Here is a 15,631-nt window from a genome sequence, read left to right on the forward strand (position 1 = left end):
GGAAGCCAGCGACCGGAAGCCATGATCCGGGCGTATAAGTTCCGCATGTACCCGACATCGAAGCAGGAGGACCTGCTCCGGGCGATGCTGGCCGATCACTGCTTCCTCTATAACGCGGCCCTGGAGGCACGAGCGGGTGCCTGGACGCGTTCACATGTTGGGATTCGGTACGCTGACGAAACTGGCCAGCTCACCGCCATACGGGCGTACGATCCAGACTATGCACGCTGGTCATTCACCAGCCAGATGGGGACCCTCCGCCGACTGGAGAGGGCCTTCCAAGGGTTCTTCCGCCGGGTCAAGGCCGGCGAGACGCCGGGCTACCCGCGGTGGAAGAAATCCGGTCGCTTCAATACGGTGGTCCACCGCAACGGAGACGGCGCCAAGTGGGACTCGGTGCCGCATCCGACGCAAACCAGGGTCTACTTCCAAGGCATCGGCCATGTCAGGGTCAGGCAGCACCGCCCGGTCACGGGCAGGGTCAAAACGGTTTCCGTCAAACGTGAAGGCAAGCACTGGTACGTCGTCCTGGCCGTCGAGCAGGACCTGCCGGCCCCGCTGCCGAAGACCGGCGCCGTGGTCGGCCTCGACCTCGCCACCGGCTCCAACGGACTGGCCTATACCTCCCTCGGGGAGCGGATCGGAAACCCCGCCTACGGCAAGGTCTCCCTCGAAAAGCTGGCTGACGCCCAGCGGGCGGTGAAGCGCACGAAGCCGGGATCCAACCGCAACCGCAAGGCCCGGGGCCGGGTCGCTGGCATGCACCGGAAGACCCGCAACCAGCGGCACGACTACCTGCACAAGGCGGCGCACCAGCTGGTGGCCCGCTACGACGTCATCGTGGCCGAGAAACTCACAATCGCCGGCATGACCCGGCGCGCGGCACCCCGGCCCGACGGGGCCGGGGGCTACGAACCCAATGGAGGGAGTGCAAAGACCGGACTCAACCGGTCCATACTCGATGCAGGATGGGGAATCCTCCTGGGCATGATACGCGCCAAGGCTGAAAGCGCCGGGCGGCAACTCATCCTGGTCAACCCCGCCTACACGTCCCAGACCTGCAGTGAATGCGGGCACCGGGAGGCGGCCAACCGGAACGGCAAGGACTTCCTTTGCCTTTCGTGCGGGCACCGGGACGACGCCGACGTCAATGCGGCGGTCAACATACTCAGGGCCGGGCTGGTCCTGCGGGACACGGCGAAAGCCGTGTCCCGAGAAAACCTGAGTGGTTCGGGCGGGGTCACCGCCTCTCAATCAGGCGAAGTCACGTCGGCTTTATTGCTGGATCGAGCACGACGGCACGCTCAGGGAGAGCTAATCGACTCATGAATGGAGCATATGGTTGGCGCGGCCCCGTCGGGGCCGGCGTAGGCCTCCCGCTGGAGCACGCCGATCACGCCGCGGAAGTGAGGGCCTGCCGCGAGGGCCAGCACGTGCTTGGGTGGTTGCCGCCGGATCGACGGCACAGGCCTCCGGGCATTGAGATTGATGACCCGCTTGAGAGCGTTAAAATTCAGCAGTGCAGGGCCTGTGAGGGGCATGCCAGCGCCGACGAGGAAGTCGTCGACATGTCGAAGTGGCCTTTGAACGTCCCCTCGGGATCCGAATCGGTCAGGTCCGCCAATGGCTCATCTTCGTACTTCCAGATGACGGGGTTCACGGTGGTGGTGACCTGAGGCCCGTCCTCGTCGTCGAAGTCAATGGCGTCGGATCCCTGACCGGAGATGCGCTCCACCCTCTGGCCTGGGCCCTGTCGAAGCGGAGCAGGGGCCGATTGGATCTCGTTGGCCTTGTTCCGGTGGCTGGCCACGATGGGATGGGTCTCCAGCACCTTGGTTTCAAGCACGAGAGTAGTCTTGCCCGGACATAGCGGCAGACGCCGCACACCACGACGGCACCCAGGGTGCTGGTGGGTCTGGCTCGTAGCTGGTGAGCGCGTGCGGGGGCAGCCATTGATCTTGACCTTGTTGCTCCGACCCGGTGCTTGGACGCCGGCACTATCTGAGATCACAACCCCGGCGGAATCCTCGTCATAGCCGATACAGGCGGCACTGACCGTCGGCGCTGCTTGTCCTGCGATGAGCCGATGCAGGCCGAGTTCGCAGAACGCCTCGTTGCCGCGTGTACGCCCAAGGCACCATGCGCCCCCGCCGGAGCAAGTGGCGACTGCCCAACCGAAGCGCAACGTTGCGCTGGCAGCGCATGCTCTAAGCCGGTGACCGCACCCAACGGCAACCTTTCAGCCAGGGTGGCGCCACTCCCGCCAATCATTGATCACCACCCTTGAATTTCCTGTCATGGAAGTGCCCCGGACGGCTTGAGATAGTGATACCTTCCGCCTATTATCCAAGGAACTTGATCGGTGGTGCCGGTGGATGCATTTGAACCGTAAGTGATCGGTCTCATCGATGGAGGGAGCCGGCGTGACGGGCAAATTTGATGACTGGATCCCGTTCTTCGAATACTTGGCCTCGTCGGCTGCCGCTTTGCTGGGATTAACGTTCGTCGCCCTCCAGATTAACCGCAATCACCTAGTCGGAAATAAGCTCTTCGCCGCATCCGCACGGACCTCGTTGATGGAACTAAGCGCGCCCTTGTTATTTGCGCTTATTGTTCTAATGCCCAGCCACCAATGGGAAGCGGCAGCCATCTTGGTCGCGATATTGGGCTACTGCGTGATCTTTTGGCATTTCGTCAGCTACGTGGTTCACAGGCGCGACGCCAATAGGTTTCACAACTGGCAGGCGGCCCTCTTATCAGTGCTCTTGCTGGATTTCGGATTTCTGCCGTTCGTATCAAATGACTGGCAAGCCATCCTCGTCCTCTGGATGACTTTCTCGGGCCTGATTGAAGCTGGATGGATGCTGTTCAGTGCACACTCAGACGAGGGCCCGCCTGCACTCCCGTCCAGCGCAGGGCGACTTGGCGAAGGTTAGCTCGGCTCGCTAGGTTGACGGGCGGCATCGTCAGGCAGGGCCGGCACATGACCGGCGACGTGCGTCTCTTGCACCGATGCGTTGAGAGTTGGGGCACCTGCATCTCCTGCAACGAGGTGCTGATGGTGACGCCCATCTGCGCCTCGGCAATGCCCCGGACTACGCCTTGTGGCACACCTGCGCCTCTCGCCATGGCGCACGGCACCAGCTGGACCGGTCCTGCCCAGACCCGTGGACAGGGAATACGATCCCTGAGACTCCCGCATCTCTTGCGGCGATGCGCTGGGAGTCATGGTTCGACCGGGTCTCGGTCCCCGCGGCGCCCTTCCAGCCCTGGTGGGTTCCCAGGACGGGGGGTGAATCAAGCGCCGTCTTGGACCATGGCGGCAGGAACAGCCTCGACGGGGTGGGGGCCCAACGCGATGCCTCCGGCGACCACTGTATGGCCGGGACTCTGCCCGAGGTGCGATCAGGCGACCGGAATCGGCTGTCCAGAAGGTGGAACCGTTCGTATGATCGGGCCGCCTGCGTCGTGATGCACCGGTTTTGATGTCACGACCGTCGGCGTCTACGTCGGAGAGCCCTCGCCGCCAACACCACGCCGAGTACCACGACAGCGTAGAGGCTCGAGGCGAAGCCGCTGATTTGATTGGTCACGATAAGCACGCCGAAGATCACCACGAGCACCACCCAAAGGACCTGCAGGGCGTCCACCCCACGCTTCGCCGTCGTGCGCTTCATCGAGCACCATCCCTTGACGTTGGATTGTCTGAAGAATATGCCGGTGTAGGGCGTCGGCGCACTGGACCAATGCAACTGTGCCAGTGATTCAACTCGGGTTGCACACTGGTCAGGCGCGGGTGGTGGTGCAGCGCCATCGCCTGCACCACCGCTAGATACGCTGCTGACATGCAATAGGTATCCCCGACGTCAACATTGCCTACGGCGGCACCGGCATCCGCCGGACTCGGAAACCCGCGGTCAGGCTGGGCCCTGTGGCGCCGGGCAACTGTGGCGGGCACCGTGACAGTCGCCCTGCCTAGCGACACTGCCTCCCTATCGAACGGGTGGGGGTCACCCCCACCTCGTCTGCGGTCACGCCCGCGCGATAGCGACTAGGAACACGTACGGGTTCAGGCAATTAAAAATGATTTATTATCCTGATGTCGGCGGGGAGAACGATGTCCGGCGGCACCTGGCCCATCCCTGTATCGACGACTCGGCCCGCATAGGCCGACAGGTTCGCATGGGGACTAGGTCTGCGACACTTAGCTGTTAAGAGGTTCCGCCGTTAGGTAAGGCCGCACCAGATTTAGCGATGCAGGCACAAGCCCTGATAAGTATGTAGTTGTCTGGAACCGGAATCATGGACTATCTCGAGGCCTCGTACACCCGCAAACGCCCCAATGCCAAGGCCGGGCACCGGACGCCGGCGGCCGCCCTGGCAGCTCATCACCCCCCGACGGGCAGGAACCCCTGGGCTCGTAACCAACAAAACAACGATGGCTCTGCCTAAAAGAACCTGACGTGCGCATACACTGCGATCATGTGCGTCTTTGATACTTCATTCGACTACAAGACCGACGAGTCTCGGAAGGCCAAGCGGGGCAACGCCGGCGGCTTACCACCGGACTCACCCTCAGTCGCCCAAGAGCTGGGCGACCCGGACTCGAACAGCCTAAGGCTCCGGGCGGACCATGAGCTGCTGTGGACCAAGAAGCTGAACTCTGGCGCCCTTTTCGCCCCGAGCGCATCAGCGGCCCGCTGGAACGAGTACCTCATTTATACAGACGACTCCGGGGCGAGGCATTGCTACGGCAGCGATGCCATCACCAGCTCCTACACCGGCCGGTCAAACCCGCATTCCCTGGCTGACGCGATGGCCGGTCTGAACGAGGAGCAGCGGGCCCGCTACCTCAACCCGCCGTACACCATCGGCAGTGCGATGATTTGGCCCGTCAGGGCGAAGGACAAACCCACGATGAACCAGGCCCGGGGGTTCGGTGCTGAAGGTCATCAGATTGCTGACCGCATGGACCTCACCCTTGAGTGCATCCGGCGTCACTACGCAGGAGAGTCAGATAGCCCCCTCGCCAATGTCATCAAGGCCTACAAAGACTTCTTCGAGATCTTCGATGGGTTCGTTGAGTTCGTGGACTTCTTCCACCTGCAAGACCTCGTGACGCCCGACTACAAAGACATTAGGTTCTTCGTGCCCTTTGAGGGCTTTGAGCCTTCCGGGATACCGGCGGACTACATCACGTATCGGGAGGCCACGCTGCAGTTCATCGCAGGGCGGGGCCGCCGGATGGCCGAATGGGTCACGAAGAACCACCCCGAGATGGAGGTTCGTTGCCCTTGGTGGCGACCCTCATGAGCCAGAGACGGCTTGGGGTCCGGGTGTCCCAACGGTGGGTGGTCCAGGCCTCGCGGATCAGGCAGCGGACGATGATGATCGCGTTGGCCACAGCGACGAACGCGTCGATGACGCGGACGCGACGCTATGTGGATCCCGGCCCGGCGGAGCTGCGCCCTAACCGAGCTGCCCCAGCCTGGATCTCAGTCGGGCATACACATCGCCTTCCGCTGAGGCCGCCGGCGGCGCCGGCGCGCTGCCGGTCTCCGCACCGAGCTGCTCCAGCCTGGCTCTCAATTGGGCATAGACGTCATCCACTTCGACCGGCTGCGGCTTCGACTGACCCTCCGCCCGCTCCTCGGCGTTCTTGATGATCTCGTCGAAAGCATGGTCCCACTCGTCCTTGTCCTGTCCGACTGCCCACTTGTGGGTCCCGTCCCACTTCGGCCAGTACACCGGCGGGGCTGGCTCCTTGGGCTTCTCCGGCGCCGGTTTGGGCGGCTTCACCACGGGCACCGGCTTCGACTCCACCTTGGCCCTGGCGCGGCGGACCGAGATATAGCAGGCCGTGAGTGCCACCAAGCCGATGATGATCAGGAAGAACCACCAGAAATAGTAGACAACGGCCGCCGCAAAGAGAAACCCCCAGGGCCCCACCCCGACGAGCCCGAGCCCGACCAGCCCTGCGGCGGAGCCACCTTTCTTCCTAGCCATTTCCCCACCTTCAGCAAAGTTGACGAATGGCGTCATCTTCTCACCCTGGGCCTAAGAAAAACAGATCCGCTGGACATTAACCGGCTCCGCAATCATGCTCATTCCACAGCCGGAAGGTAGCCCTTGATGACCGTCCGCTACCTGTCGCTGTTATCGGGGGTGGGCGGGTTGAATCAGGCCTTCAGGGCTGCAGTTGTGGGAGCGTCGATCGGCTCAGTGCCGCACATGGGCCGTACTCGGGGAGGAAGGTGGCATACGCCATCGGGGCGCGGAGTTATCGGTAGTGACAACACCACCACCGGGACGGCGACAGAGTCATCGGCGCTCGGGGCTCCAGCCTCCGGGCCCAGCGGGGGGCTTGCGAAGGGCCCCGCTTGGAAAGGCTCCGGTTATGGAAACTGCACGCCGTGATCCAGCGGCCTCATCCCAGCCGGGGTATGAACGATGCCTGCCATGTCATGTGCCCGCCCGACCGGCTTCACGCACTCCTTCACTGCCAACGCCTACAGCGCGCCAGCGGCCCTTCTGGTGGCGCTGGCAGCCGGCGAGAGACTTCTGGCGCCGTGCGCCGGCACCGTTGTCAGAGATTCCTCGCACAGGGCCTGTTGCGTACCTTTGGCCCGTATCTCGGCGGAGAAGTGCTCGCCGTGGCCTGGATGAAACGGGTCGCAGCCAGGTCGGCGGTACCGACGTCACCTCAGCCGGGGCCCTCCGGGCATCATTATCTTGGAAGCGCGATCGTGTACGCGACCGAACCATGGCGTGCCCGGAATCGTGCTAGCAACATCCATGTGGGAAGCGGCAACGGCTTGCCCGAAGGGCCGGAATAGTCCCGCCGGCTCCTCATCCCGCAACGGTTTAACAGCGCGGCCCCCACGGCGCATTGATTGACGCTGTCAGGCGGGACCGGCATTCCGGGTGCGGCGCGCCAGTACCGTTGTCAGAAATTCCTCGCCCAGGGCCGGGCGTGGCTAACCCTTTCCGGAGCCAATCGAGGAGGAGAACTTGGCCCCGCGGCGCGGAGAGCGGGACCTCCATAACCCCGGTTTGTCGACCGGGAAGGTGTCGATAATCGGCTGGCAGTCGTGGCAGGGCGGATTGATCCTGGAGAACCCCAACTGGTGGCCCCAGGCCGCCTGGGCCGCGCAGACGCGGCAAAGTCCCAAGCGCTCGTAATGGCGTTTCATCGTCTTGAAGGTCCTCGCCTGCCAGAGTGTTTCAGGACGGTCCTGGGCGCGCCGGGACGTGGAATCTTTCATGGTGACCTCGGGTTCTTGTCGTTGGGTTGGTTGAAATCGACACAGGGCAATGCAACGGATCGTTGAGTTACGCGGAGCTTGCTCCGCCCTTCGGGCTGCGCTGTGCTCCGCCTCCCCTGGACTGGCCGAAACGTTAATTCGGTTGCGGGGCGGTCCCACACCCCGCCGATGGCCTTGCCCCATGGCAAGGTCATCGCTGTCCTTGACCAGGCAACAGTTGGTCCGGGACATTGCGGTCTCTCCCGTCTTTCTTCCGGAAGGGGGTGGCCTTGCCCCAAGGTAAGTTCACCGGTCTCCGCCCCTGGTGGGGCGTCGAACATGTGCCCAGGACGGGTACAGGTCTACTGAGGTAGAACACCGCAGCGGGTCCTCAGACCCCCGCCCTTGTCGGTAATGGACTTCGCCGCCCGTCAGGGGCGTCGAAATCGTGAGGTAGATCAATTGAGGTAGTTCCAATTGGGTAGAACTTTTTAGGTAGTTCTACCCAAGGTAGAGAGGTGAGGTAGTTAGGCAGCGGTATTTCCGGGGTCCCGGGGAATGAATCCCGGGGTAGGAGTAGAGCGACTGTCCCGGGGTCCCCCGGGGGCTTTTGCCAGCCCCCGGCGGTTGTCTTCCGGGCTACCTCACGCGGTCTTGCGGGGTGGTGTTAGGACCGCTCGTGAGGGCTGCCAGCTTGGCTCGTTCCTGCGAAACCCAGTCCCATATCGGCATTTCCGTCCCCGTGCCGGCGATCTCCGTGGTCGGCGGTTCTTCGACGATGGGAACCGTGATGGTGTAGATGATTGAGCTGTCTTTTCGGCGGTCCTTGCGCAGGTAGCCCTTTGCCTCGGCGAACCCTGTGTGCTTTGACACGTACGGCGCGGAGATCCCGGTAGCTTCTGCGAGCGTTGCGACAGTCGGATAGGCAATACCGGTGTTGTTGTTGGCATAGGTGGCCAACGCCCAGCAGACAGCCCTGACCCCGGTCGGCAAATCGGACTCCCGGATCGCTTTCGAGTACTGCAGGGGACGCGACGGCGTGCTCGGAACCGTGGTCACAGTTCCTGCTCCGGCAGCGACAGTGACCACCCGCGGGACTTGTTGTAGCGGTTGCCCTGGAAGCGGCCCAAGTAGCCAGCCGTCTGGAGTTCACGGATGCTTTCGAACACCCCGAAGTCAGTCCTCTGGCGGTCGAGCGAGACATTCACCCGCTGCCAGTTGGTGAAGGCCACGCGGCCGAGGGTGACGGATCGGGCCAGGACGGTTGCCACCATGAAGGCCTCAGGCGACAGTTGGCTGTCGCCGCCGACAACTTCGAGCCAGAGGTCCAGGAAGGGATTCACCGCGGCGAACGCGGAGTTGTTGCCGCCGAGATCATCGGCAGTCGGCGACTCGGCTGTCTGCGGCGCAGGACCTGCTGCAAGCGGCGGTTCGGTTAGTGGGAACATATATATCTCCAGTGAATAGGCTTGAAAGGTATGACGCAGGCGGGAAGGGCCCGGTCGAGGACGCGTGGTGATTTCGAGCGGATGGACGGGCCATCCGCCATTGGCACCAGAGAATTCCGGTATCAGACGAACAGTTTGGAAGCCGGCTGCATTCTCGGCTAAGCGGCGCGTTGATCGTCCTGCGAGGAAGCGGTACCGGCCTTTTCTGTGCGTTCCGGGGGACCGCCGCCGACATTGCCGGAGGCCGTGGCACGCCTCCGGGGCAGGCCGCCCCCTTCGCTTGCTACCGGGTGATTTCCTGCTGGCGCATCCAGCGCTCCACGTCTGACAAGCGGTAGACAATCTTCGACCCCACCCGCAGGCGCTTGGGTCCGTCGGTCAGGTGGGTGGCAAGAAACTTCTCGCTCACGCCCATGAATTTCGCAGTGGTGCGGCGGGTCATGTACAGGGACTGGCTAATCTGCTGTGCCTTTTCGACACTGGCGTTGTCATGAACGGGGATAACGGACAAGGAATCTCCAGATGGTTGGGCCGTCGGCTGAAGGCCGACCGGCGACGTGCACGTTGAATGCGAATAGGGCAGGCGCCATTGCGGCACATGACGGAATCAGGAAAGGGGAACGCTTCCCCAGGGGCGGGACTTGAGCAGATACTCGGTGGTTCCGGGACCTGCGGAGGACGTTGGAGAAGGCCCGGTACGAATATTGTGTGGCTGGAGGATTCCCTTTGGAGTTCGCGAACGCACGACTTTCTGGCTACTGTTGCGGCATGGCGATCACCAAGCTTGCGAACGGGAAGTACCAGCACGACTACCGTGTCGACGGCAAACGTAGATATAAGCGGTTCAGGACGAAGGGCGAAGCGCAGGCGCACGAGTTGCAGATCAACACAGCGAAGGCTGGTGGCACCCTCGTGGACACCCGGAAGGGTGGCAGGATTCGGTTTCACGACCTCCACGAAGAATGGATCGTGCGTATTGAAAAGGTCGGTGCGAGGGGCATGCGCCCTGCATCGCCAGTCACCGTGGCTGGATATAAGCGGATTTATGAAACACACATGAGGCCCCACCTTGAGCACCGGGCCATTGCCACCATCACGCTTACGGTCATCAATGACTGGCTCAAAACGTTCGCCACGGACGATGCCCGCCAGCGTTCATACCGCCAGCTCGGGCGGATGCTCGAATACGCTGTGGGCAGTGGATATCTGCCTGCCAATCCCGCCCGCAACGCAACGATCAATAACGTGCCAAGGCCGGAACCGATCCGGGAGCCGGCCGCGCTGACGGTTTCGCAACTGAAAGCGCTCGCCGAACAGGCAGCAACCGGTGGACGGTACTGGAGGACACCCCACGACGCATACGGGTTGCTGATCTTGTTCGCAGGCACTACGGGCCTACGGTGGTCTGAGATTGCCGGTCTCCAAGTTGACGCGCTGACTTTGGGTGCCGAGCCTCAGGTTATTGCTCGGACGGCCTTGGTTTCAGTGGACGGGCACCTCCAACTCAGGGGAACCACAAAGGGACGCAAGCCCCGGGGGATTCCCATCCCGGCATCGGTGGCCGAGTTGCTGAAGATCCACGTCGACGGAATGCGGCCGGGAAGCCTCGTGTTCACATCTCCGTCAGGTGGCGAGTTAAGGTCATCCAACTTCGCGCGCCGAACATTGCACCCCGCCATCGCGCGATGCCAGGAAGTGGACCCCGACTTTCCTTCGATCGTGTTTCACGACCTGCGGAGAACGGCGGTCACACTGTGGGTCAGTGCGCGCTCCAACATCAAGGCCGTCCAGCAGATTGCCGGTCACAGCTCCGCCGTGACCACACTGGACGTGTATGCCCAGCTCCTGGCGGACGATGTGCAGGCGTCTGCCAGGGCAGTGGACGACCTGCTGAACCACGCCCTGGCTTAGTCGAGCGTGTGGCAGCTAATCGATTGCCGTAAACCACATGGCTGCTAAATGGCTGCATATCATGCCTGAAAGCCTTCCAGCCTGGGGGTTTACAGCACGACTCATAATCGTGAGGTCGGGAGATCGAGCCTCCCCACCGCTACAGGCAAGACCCCCGGAATCCGCGAGATTCCGGGGGTTTTTCTGTCTTCCCACTGTCAGTCATCGCTTCCCTTGTGCTTGTCGTCGCCGGACTCGTTTTCGCCCTGCCCGCCGTGGTCGTCGCCCCGCCGGGGTCACTGGTCCAGCTCGTGGTCTCCCACGGTCAACAGCCAGGCACCGTCGAACTGCACATCCTGGACGAAGGCCCAGGGCGATCCCGGAAGACTGCCAACGGGCAGTTGGCCGCTTCTGGGGCGGCACCCAGGGCGGCGAGGGCAGCGGCCTCGGCCCGCTGATCGTGCACCAACTGGCCCGGGCCAGCGGGGCAGAAGCAGCACTCAGGCCCCGAGCCCCTGGGCCCGCACCGGGCACCACCGGCCTGGACGCCTGCGTCCAATTCAGATCAGCCTAGAAATCAACGCCGTCAGCGCAGTGCGGGCACGCCCGGACACCGGCTGAACCGCCTCCTGGTCAGCGGTGTGCCCTCCCGCACGGCGAGCCCGTGACAAGCGGCGTGTTTCACCGTAGCTTTGCAGCATCTGACGGTTGGGGGTATCGGTGGACCTTCTTGGCACCATCCTGGCGCCGTTCAAATGGCTGGTCTCAGCCATGCTGGCGGGTTTCCATGACGGGTTCAGCGCCGTCGGCATGCCGCCGGCCAGCGGCTGGACGTGGACGCTGGCCATCATCGGGCTGGTGCTGGTGATCCGCGCCGCCCTGATCCCGGTGTTCCTTAAACAGGTCAACGTCCAGCAGCGCATGAGGCGGTTGCAGCCGGACCTGAAGAAGCTCCAGGAAAAATACGAGGGCAAGACCGATCCGCTCTCCCGCCAGGCCATGGCGCAGGAACAGATGGCCCTCTACAAGGCGCACGGCACCAACCCGTTCTCGGCCTGCCTGCCCCTGCTGATCCAGATGCCCTTTTTCTTCGCGCTGTTCCAGATGCTGTCCGGCATCAGCGCCGCGGCCGGCCAGGGCGAAGCCGTCGGGGCCATGAGCCCCGAACAGGTCGCGCAGTTCGACGAGTCCACGATTTTCGGCGCCCCGCTCTCGGCCTCGCTGCTGCACGGCGGCGGCGGCAGTCAACTCTCGGTATGGATCCTCTCCATTGCGATGATCCTGGCCATGACGGCCTCGCAGCTCATCACGCAACGGCAGATCATGGCCAGGAGCTTGTCCGGCGAGGCCGTGGCGACTCCACTCATGGGCCCGCAAAAGGTGCTGCTGTACAGCCTGCCGGTCGTCTTCGGTGTGGGCGGGATCGTGTTCCCCATCGGCGTCCTGATCTACTGGACCACCACCAACCTGTGGACCATGGGGCAGCAGTTCGCTGTCCGGTGGGACAGAATGGGACCATGACGCGCATCGCAATTATCGGCGGCCACGGCAAGGTGGCTTTGGAACTGTCCAGGATCCTCGCGGCGGAAGGGCACGGGGTCACCTCCTTTATCCGCAACCCGGACCATGCGGCCGACGTCGCGGCCACCGGCGCAACGCCGGCGCTGCTGGATGTGGAGAACGCGACGACGGCGCAGATCGCCGGAGCCCTCCGCGGACACGACGCCCTAGTGTGGTCGGCCGGGGCCGGCGGCGGCAGCCCCGAACGGACCTACGCAGTGGACCGCGACGCCGCGATCCGTTCCATGGACGCCGCGGCGGAAGCGGGCGTCAGCAGGTACGTCATGGTGTCCTATTTCGGCGCCGGGCCGGACCACGGAGTCCCCGCGGACAACGGCTTCTTCGCCTACGCCGAAGCCAAGGCTGCGGCGGATGAGTACCTGCGCGGTTCAGGCCTTGACTGGACCGTCCTGGGCCCCGGAACGCTGACCACGGGACCCGGCAACGGGATGATCGACGTCGACCCAGCCGACACGTCGGACGGCACCGAAACCGCCCGGGCCAACGTCGCCCTGGTGGCGGCGGCGGTCCTCGGGCTGCCGGCCACGATCGGGCGCACCATCGAGTTCCGGGACGGCACCCTCCCGCTCGCGGCAGCGCTGGAACCTTCGGCCTAGCCCAGGACTGTTCCCGATAGGGTGGTGAGGGCGGTCCGCGCATCCACCCGGGATGCCCCGGCCCGCCTCCGGGGAAAGCGGGCACATGGATCAGTTGGCACTCATCGTTGGACTTCTGCTGGCTACGGTGGGCGCTGTCGGTCTCGGGGAGAAGCTGAGGCTGCCCTACCCGGTGCTGATGCTGATCCTGGCCGTTGCCCGGACGTTCATCCCGGGCTTCCCGGAGATCCAGATCCCGCCTGAGCTGATCCTGCCCATCTTCCTGCCCCCGCTGCTCTTCGCGACAGCGCAGCGCAGTTCGTGGGCTGTGTTCCGCGTCCGCTGGCGCACGTTGCTGATGCTTGCCGTCGCGCTGGTGGTGGTCTCAACGGCGGTGGTCGCGGGCGCGGCCTGGCTCATGATCCCGGGCATCGGCATACCGGCTGCGATCGCCCTGGGCGCCATGGTGGCCCCGCCCGATCCCGTGGCCGTGGACTCCATCGCCAGCCGGGTCCACATGCCGCGGCGGCTCATCAACGTCCTCCAGAGCGAGGGCCTGTTCAACGACGCCGCCGCCATCGTCATCTTCCAGGCAGCCGTGGCCGCCGCCGTCGCCGGCACCAAGATCGCCTCCGACGTCGTCCTCCAGTTTGTCCTGGGAGCCGCGATCGCGGTGGTTGTGGGGATCGGCATGGGCTGGCTCACGAGCCTGATCACCCGCCTGGTGACCTCCATGGTGGCCCGCAGCGCCGTCACCCTCGTGGTGCCGTTTGCCGCCTACATCCTGGCCGAGGAGGTGCATGCCTCCGGGGTGATCGCCGTCGTCGTGACCGCGCTGGAAATGCAGCGCCACTCCCGGCCCGGGGACGCCGCGGAGAGGGTCACCCGCACCGCGTTCTGGGACGTCGTGGAACTGCTGGTCACCGGCCTGGCGTTCGGGCTGGTGGGGCTGGAAGTACGGCAGGTCATCCACGACGAAGGCAGCGCCGTTTTCGGCATGGTCGGGACGGCCGCGGTGGTGTGCGTCCTGGTGTTCGCCGCACGCTTCGCCTGGCTGGCCATGATGTCCGGCCTCTCCCGGGCCAGGAAGGACGTCCTGCGCCCCACGTCGGCCAAGGACGTGCTGATACTGACGTGGTGCGGCATGCGCGGCCTGGCCACCCTGGCGCTGGCCCTGGCCCTGCCGCTGACCGTCGCGGACGGCACGCCGTTCCCGGCCCGCAGCGAGCTGCTGGTGATCGCCTGCGCCGTGCTGCTGGCCACCCTGGTGCTGCCCGGGCTGACGCTGCCGTGGCTCATGCGGGTCCTGAAGGCGTCCGAGGACGGTTCCGAAGAACGCGACGCCGCCCGCGTGTTGGCCCGCCGGGCGCAACAGTCGGCGATCGCGGCCCTGAAGGACAACGAGCTCATGAAGGAGCTGCCGGCGGATAAGGTGGCGCTCGTGAAGGAGAAAATGACCCGGCTGCACGCCGAGCTGCTGGACGGGAGCCTGCGGAATGAAAGCGCGGGGGAGCAGCGCAAGCGTGGCCGGGAACTGGCGATTGCGGTGCAGACGATCGCCCTCGATGCGGCCCGCCGGGAAGTCGTAGCGGCCCGGAACGAGCCGGGCATGGACCCGGAAGTCGCGGACCGGGTGCTGCGGCAGCTGGATCTGCGCACCATGATCATGCCGGACTAGGGCTCAGGCCGGGCCGGGGAGGGCCAGCTCCAGGGCATTCGCCTCGACGTAGTCCAGGGCGTGCCGGACCGCGCCGGCCGTGACGATCGCGTCGCCCAGGGGTGAGACCGTCACCCGCGGGGGAGTCGCGGTGAAGCGGGGAAGCAACGCTGTGATGCCCGGCAGGAGCGCCCCGGCGGACTCGGCGACGGCGCCGCCGATCACCACCTGCTCGGGGTTGATCAGGCTCGCGATCGAGGCGATGACCCGGGCCATGCGCTCCGAAATCCGGTCCAGGATGGCCAGGGCCGCCGGGTCTCCCGCGGCCGCGTCCGCGAAGACCCGCGGCGCACTGGCAGGGCCGCCCGCGGAGGGTCCGCCGCCGGCCGCCGACCACTGCCGCACCAGGGCAGCGATGCCGTCGCTGGAGCCAACACCCTCCACCATGTCCAGATAGCCCATCTCGCCGGCGGCCCCGCCGCGGCCGTGGAGCAGACGGCCGGATTCCATCACGCCGGCGCCCAGGCGTTCGCCGGCCAGGAGCACCACCAGATCATCCACGCCCACGCCGGACCCGCGCCAGCGCTCACCGAGCGCAGCCAGGTTGGCGTCGTTCTCCAGGAGCACGGTCCAGCCGTGCAGCTCCTTCAGCGCGGACCGGAGCCCGACGTCGAACAGGCTCCAAAACCGCTGCGTCACCAGAACGTTGCCTTCGCGGTCCACCGGCGCTGCGATCCCGGCGCCGACGGCCAGGACCCTGCCCGGGTCCGCTCCCGCGGCTTCCAGGGCCTCGCGGCAGGCGAGATCGACGACGCCGATCCGCTCCTGCGCGGGGATGTCCGCCGCGCGGAAGCTCCCGCTGGAACGGCCGATGACCGTGCCGCGGAGGTCGGCCACGGCGGCGGTGGTGGTCGCGGCACCAATGTCCAGGCCCAGCACGAAGCCAGCTTCCCGGTTGAAGGCAAAACGCCGGGCCGGCCGGCCCTTCCGCGGACTGGCGGGGTCTGCGGGCTGGTCCTGCTCCACGATCCAGCCCCGGCCGATCAGGTCCTCGCAGACAGCAATCACCGAGGCCCGGGTCAGCCCGGTCAGGGCCATCAGCTCGGTTCCGGTGGCAACATCGGCGCCGCGGATGTGGCGCAGCACGGCCTGGGCGTTGACGCGGCGCAACAGCTGCGGGGTGGCGGCGGCTGCGTGCGGCATCACTTCTTGACCTCTCCTGTCCCCGGACCCATA

15 protein-coding genes and 1 pseudogene are annotated in these 15,631 nt (G+C 65.0%); 8 read left to right on the top strand and 8 right to left on the bottom strand.

The window, feature by feature from the left end; genetic code table 11:
• The first annotated feature begins 21 nt into the window (after positions 1 to 21).
• Positions 22 to 1,329 (top strand): RNA-guided endonuclease InsQ/TnpB family protein, encoded by a 1,308-nt coding sequence (locus tag B5X90_RS03525; protein ID WP_256860037.1) that lies wholly within the window; start codon positions 22 to 24, stop codon positions 1,327 to 1,329.
• Positions 1,330 to 1,513: 184 nt separating this feature from the next.
• Here the strand turns inward: B5X90_RS03525 and B5X90_RS03530 are convergent, their stop codons facing one another.
• On the bottom strand, positions 1,514 to 1,846 hold the full coding sequence (locus tag B5X90_RS03530; protein ID WP_079550117.1) for a hypothetical protein: 333 nt from the start codon (positions 1,844 to 1,846) through the stop codon (positions 1,514 to 1,516).
• A gap of 577 nt (positions 1,847 to 2,423) precedes the next feature.
• Between B5X90_RS03530 and B5X90_RS03535 the strand changes: the two genes are divergently transcribed.
• Complete coding sequence (locus B5X90_RS03535; protein WP_079550118.1) at positions 2,424 to 2,936, top strand: hypothetical protein; 513 nt, start codon at positions 2,424 to 2,426, stop codon at positions 2,934 to 2,936.
• A gap of 552 nt (positions 2,937 to 3,488) precedes the next feature.
• Here the strand turns inward: B5X90_RS03535 and B5X90_RS03540 are convergent.
• Entirely contained in the window at positions 3,489 to 3,752 is a 264-nt protein-coding gene (locus tag B5X90_RS03540; protein ID WP_143264645.1) for a hypothetical protein, read from the bottom strand.
• Positions 3,753 to 4,482: 730 nt separating this feature from the next.
• Between B5X90_RS03540 and B5X90_RS03545 the strand changes: the two genes are divergently transcribed.
• On the top strand, positions 4,483 to 5,313 hold the full coding sequence (locus B5X90_RS03545; protein ID WP_256860038.1) for a DUF6994 family protein: 831 nt from the start codon (positions 4,483 to 4,485) through the stop codon (positions 5,311 to 5,313).
• 7 nt (positions 5,314 to 5,320) lie between these two features.
• On the opposite strand, the pseudogene B5X90_RS21535 reads toward B5X90_RS03545, so the two are convergent.
• The 5 genes and pseudogenes from B5X90_RS21535 to B5X90_RS03570 all read right to left on the bottom strand — a co-directional run.
• Positions 5,321 to 5,437 (bottom strand): annotated as a pseudogene (locus tag B5X90_RS21535) (IS5/IS1182 family transposase); the annotation flags it as partial.
• Positions 5,438 to 5,469: 32 nt separating this feature from the next.
• Positions 5,470 to 6,006, bottom strand: coding sequence for a hypothetical protein (locus B5X90_RS03550; protein ID WP_079550121.1), 537 nt, complete (start codon positions 6,004 to 6,006; stop codon positions 5,470 to 5,472).
• Positions 6,007 to 7,883: 1,877 nt separating this feature from the next.
• A complete protein-coding gene (locus B5X90_RS03560; RefSeq protein ID WP_179129038.1) occupies positions 7,884 to 8,303 on the bottom strand; it encodes a helix-turn-helix domain-containing protein in 420 nt (139 codons plus the stop codon).
• A complete protein-coding gene (locus B5X90_RS03565; protein WP_079550124.1) occupies positions 8,300 to 8,692 on the bottom strand; it encodes a hypothetical protein in 393 nt (130 codons plus the stop codon). Before B5X90_RS03565 ends, B5X90_RS03560 begins: the two co-directional genes overlap by 4 nt.
• Before the next feature lie 283 nt (positions 8,693 to 8,975).
• Positions 8,976 to 9,203, bottom strand: coding sequence for a helix-turn-helix transcriptional regulator (locus B5X90_RS03570; RefSeq protein WP_079550125.1), 228 nt, complete (start codon positions 9,201 to 9,203; stop codon positions 8,976 to 8,978).
• Positions 9,204 to 9,460: 257 nt separating this feature from the next.
• Here B5X90_RS03570 and B5X90_RS03575 point away from each other — a divergent pair, with 257 nt between their 5' ends.
• The 5 genes from B5X90_RS03575 to B5X90_RS03590 all read left to right on the top strand — a co-directional run bounded on the left by B5X90_RS03575 (position 9,461) and on the right by B5X90_RS03590 (position 14,416).
• Positions 9,461 to 10,603 carry a tyrosine-type recombinase/integrase gene (locus tag B5X90_RS03575; protein WP_079550126.1) on the top strand — a complete coding sequence of 381 codons (1,143 nt, stop codon included), beginning with the start codon at positions 9,461 to 9,463 and terminating at the stop codon, positions 10,601 to 10,603.
• 215 nt (positions 10,604 to 10,818) lie between these two features.
• A complete protein-coding gene (locus tag B5X90_RS20945; RefSeq protein ID WP_143264646.1) occupies positions 10,819 to 11,040 on the top strand; it encodes a hypothetical protein in 222 nt (73 codons plus the stop codon).
• A 262-nt stretch (positions 11,041 to 11,302) separates the two neighbouring features.
• Positions 11,303 to 12,103 (top strand): membrane protein insertase YidC, encoded by an 801-nt coding sequence (gene yidC, locus B5X90_RS03580; protein ID WP_079550127.1) that lies wholly within the window; start codon positions 11,303 to 11,305, stop codon positions 12,101 to 12,103.
• Positions 12,100 to 12,759 carry an NAD(P)H-binding protein gene (locus B5X90_RS03585; protein ID WP_079550128.1) on the top strand — a complete coding sequence of 220 codons (660 nt, stop codon included), beginning with the start codon at positions 12,100 to 12,102 and terminating at the stop codon, positions 12,757 to 12,759. Before yidC ends, B5X90_RS03585 begins: the two co-directional genes overlap by 4 nt.
• Positions 12,760 to 12,844: 85 nt before the next feature.
• Positions 12,845 to 14,416 (top strand): Na+/H+ antiporter, encoded by a 1,572-nt coding sequence (locus B5X90_RS03590; RefSeq protein ID WP_079550129.1) that lies wholly within the window; start codon positions 12,845 to 12,847, stop codon positions 14,414 to 14,416.
• A 3-nt stretch (positions 14,417 to 14,419) separates the two neighbouring features.
• Here B5X90_RS03590 and B5X90_RS03595 read toward each other — a convergent pair whose 3' ends face one another.
• Positions 14,420 to 15,598, bottom strand: a complete 1,179-nt coding sequence (locus tag B5X90_RS03595; RefSeq protein WP_079550130.1) for an ROK family transcriptional regulator — start codon at positions 15,596 to 15,598, stop codon at positions 14,420 to 14,422.
• Positions 15,599 to 15,631: the final 33 nt, after the last annotated feature.

Origin of the sequence: Arthrobacter sp. 49Tsu3.1M3 (assembly GCF_900168135.1) — a bacterium.
In the GTDB taxonomy this organism is placed as follows: domain Bacteria; phylum Actinomycetota; class Actinomycetes; order Actinomycetales; family Micrococcaceae; genus Arthrobacter.

Coding starts and splice junctions, on each gene's coding strand:
- B5X90_RS03590 (WP_079550129.1), top strand. CDS start 12,845: ATGGATCAGTTGGCACTCATCGTTGGACTTCTGCTGGCTACGGTGGGC.
- B5X90_RS03565 (WP_079550124.1), bottom strand. CDS start 8,692: ATGTTCCCACTAACCGAACCGCCGCTTGCAGCAGGTCCTGCGCCGCAG.
- B5X90_RS03545 (WP_256860038.1), top strand. CDS start 4,483: ATGTGCGTCTTTGATACTTCATTCGACTACAAGACCGACGAGTCTCGG.
- B5X90_RS03575 (WP_079550126.1), top strand. CDS start 9,461: ATGGCGATCACCAAGCTTGCGAACGGGAAGTACCAGCACGACTACCGT.
- B5X90_RS03595 (WP_079550130.1), bottom strand. CDS start 15,598: ATGCCGCACGCAGCCGCCGCCACCCCGCAGCTGTTGCGCCGCGTCAAC.
- B5X90_RS03550 (WP_079550121.1), bottom strand. CDS start 6,006: ATGGCTAGGAAGAAAGGTGGCTCCGCCGCAGGGCTGGTCGGGCTCGGG.
- B5X90_RS03525 (WP_256860037.1), top strand. CDS start 22: ATGATCCGGGCGTATAAGTTCCGCATGTACCCGACATCGAAGCAGGAG.
- B5X90_RS03585 (WP_079550128.1), top strand. CDS start 12,100: ATGACGCGCATCGCAATTATCGGCGGCCACGGCAAGGTGGCTTTGGAA.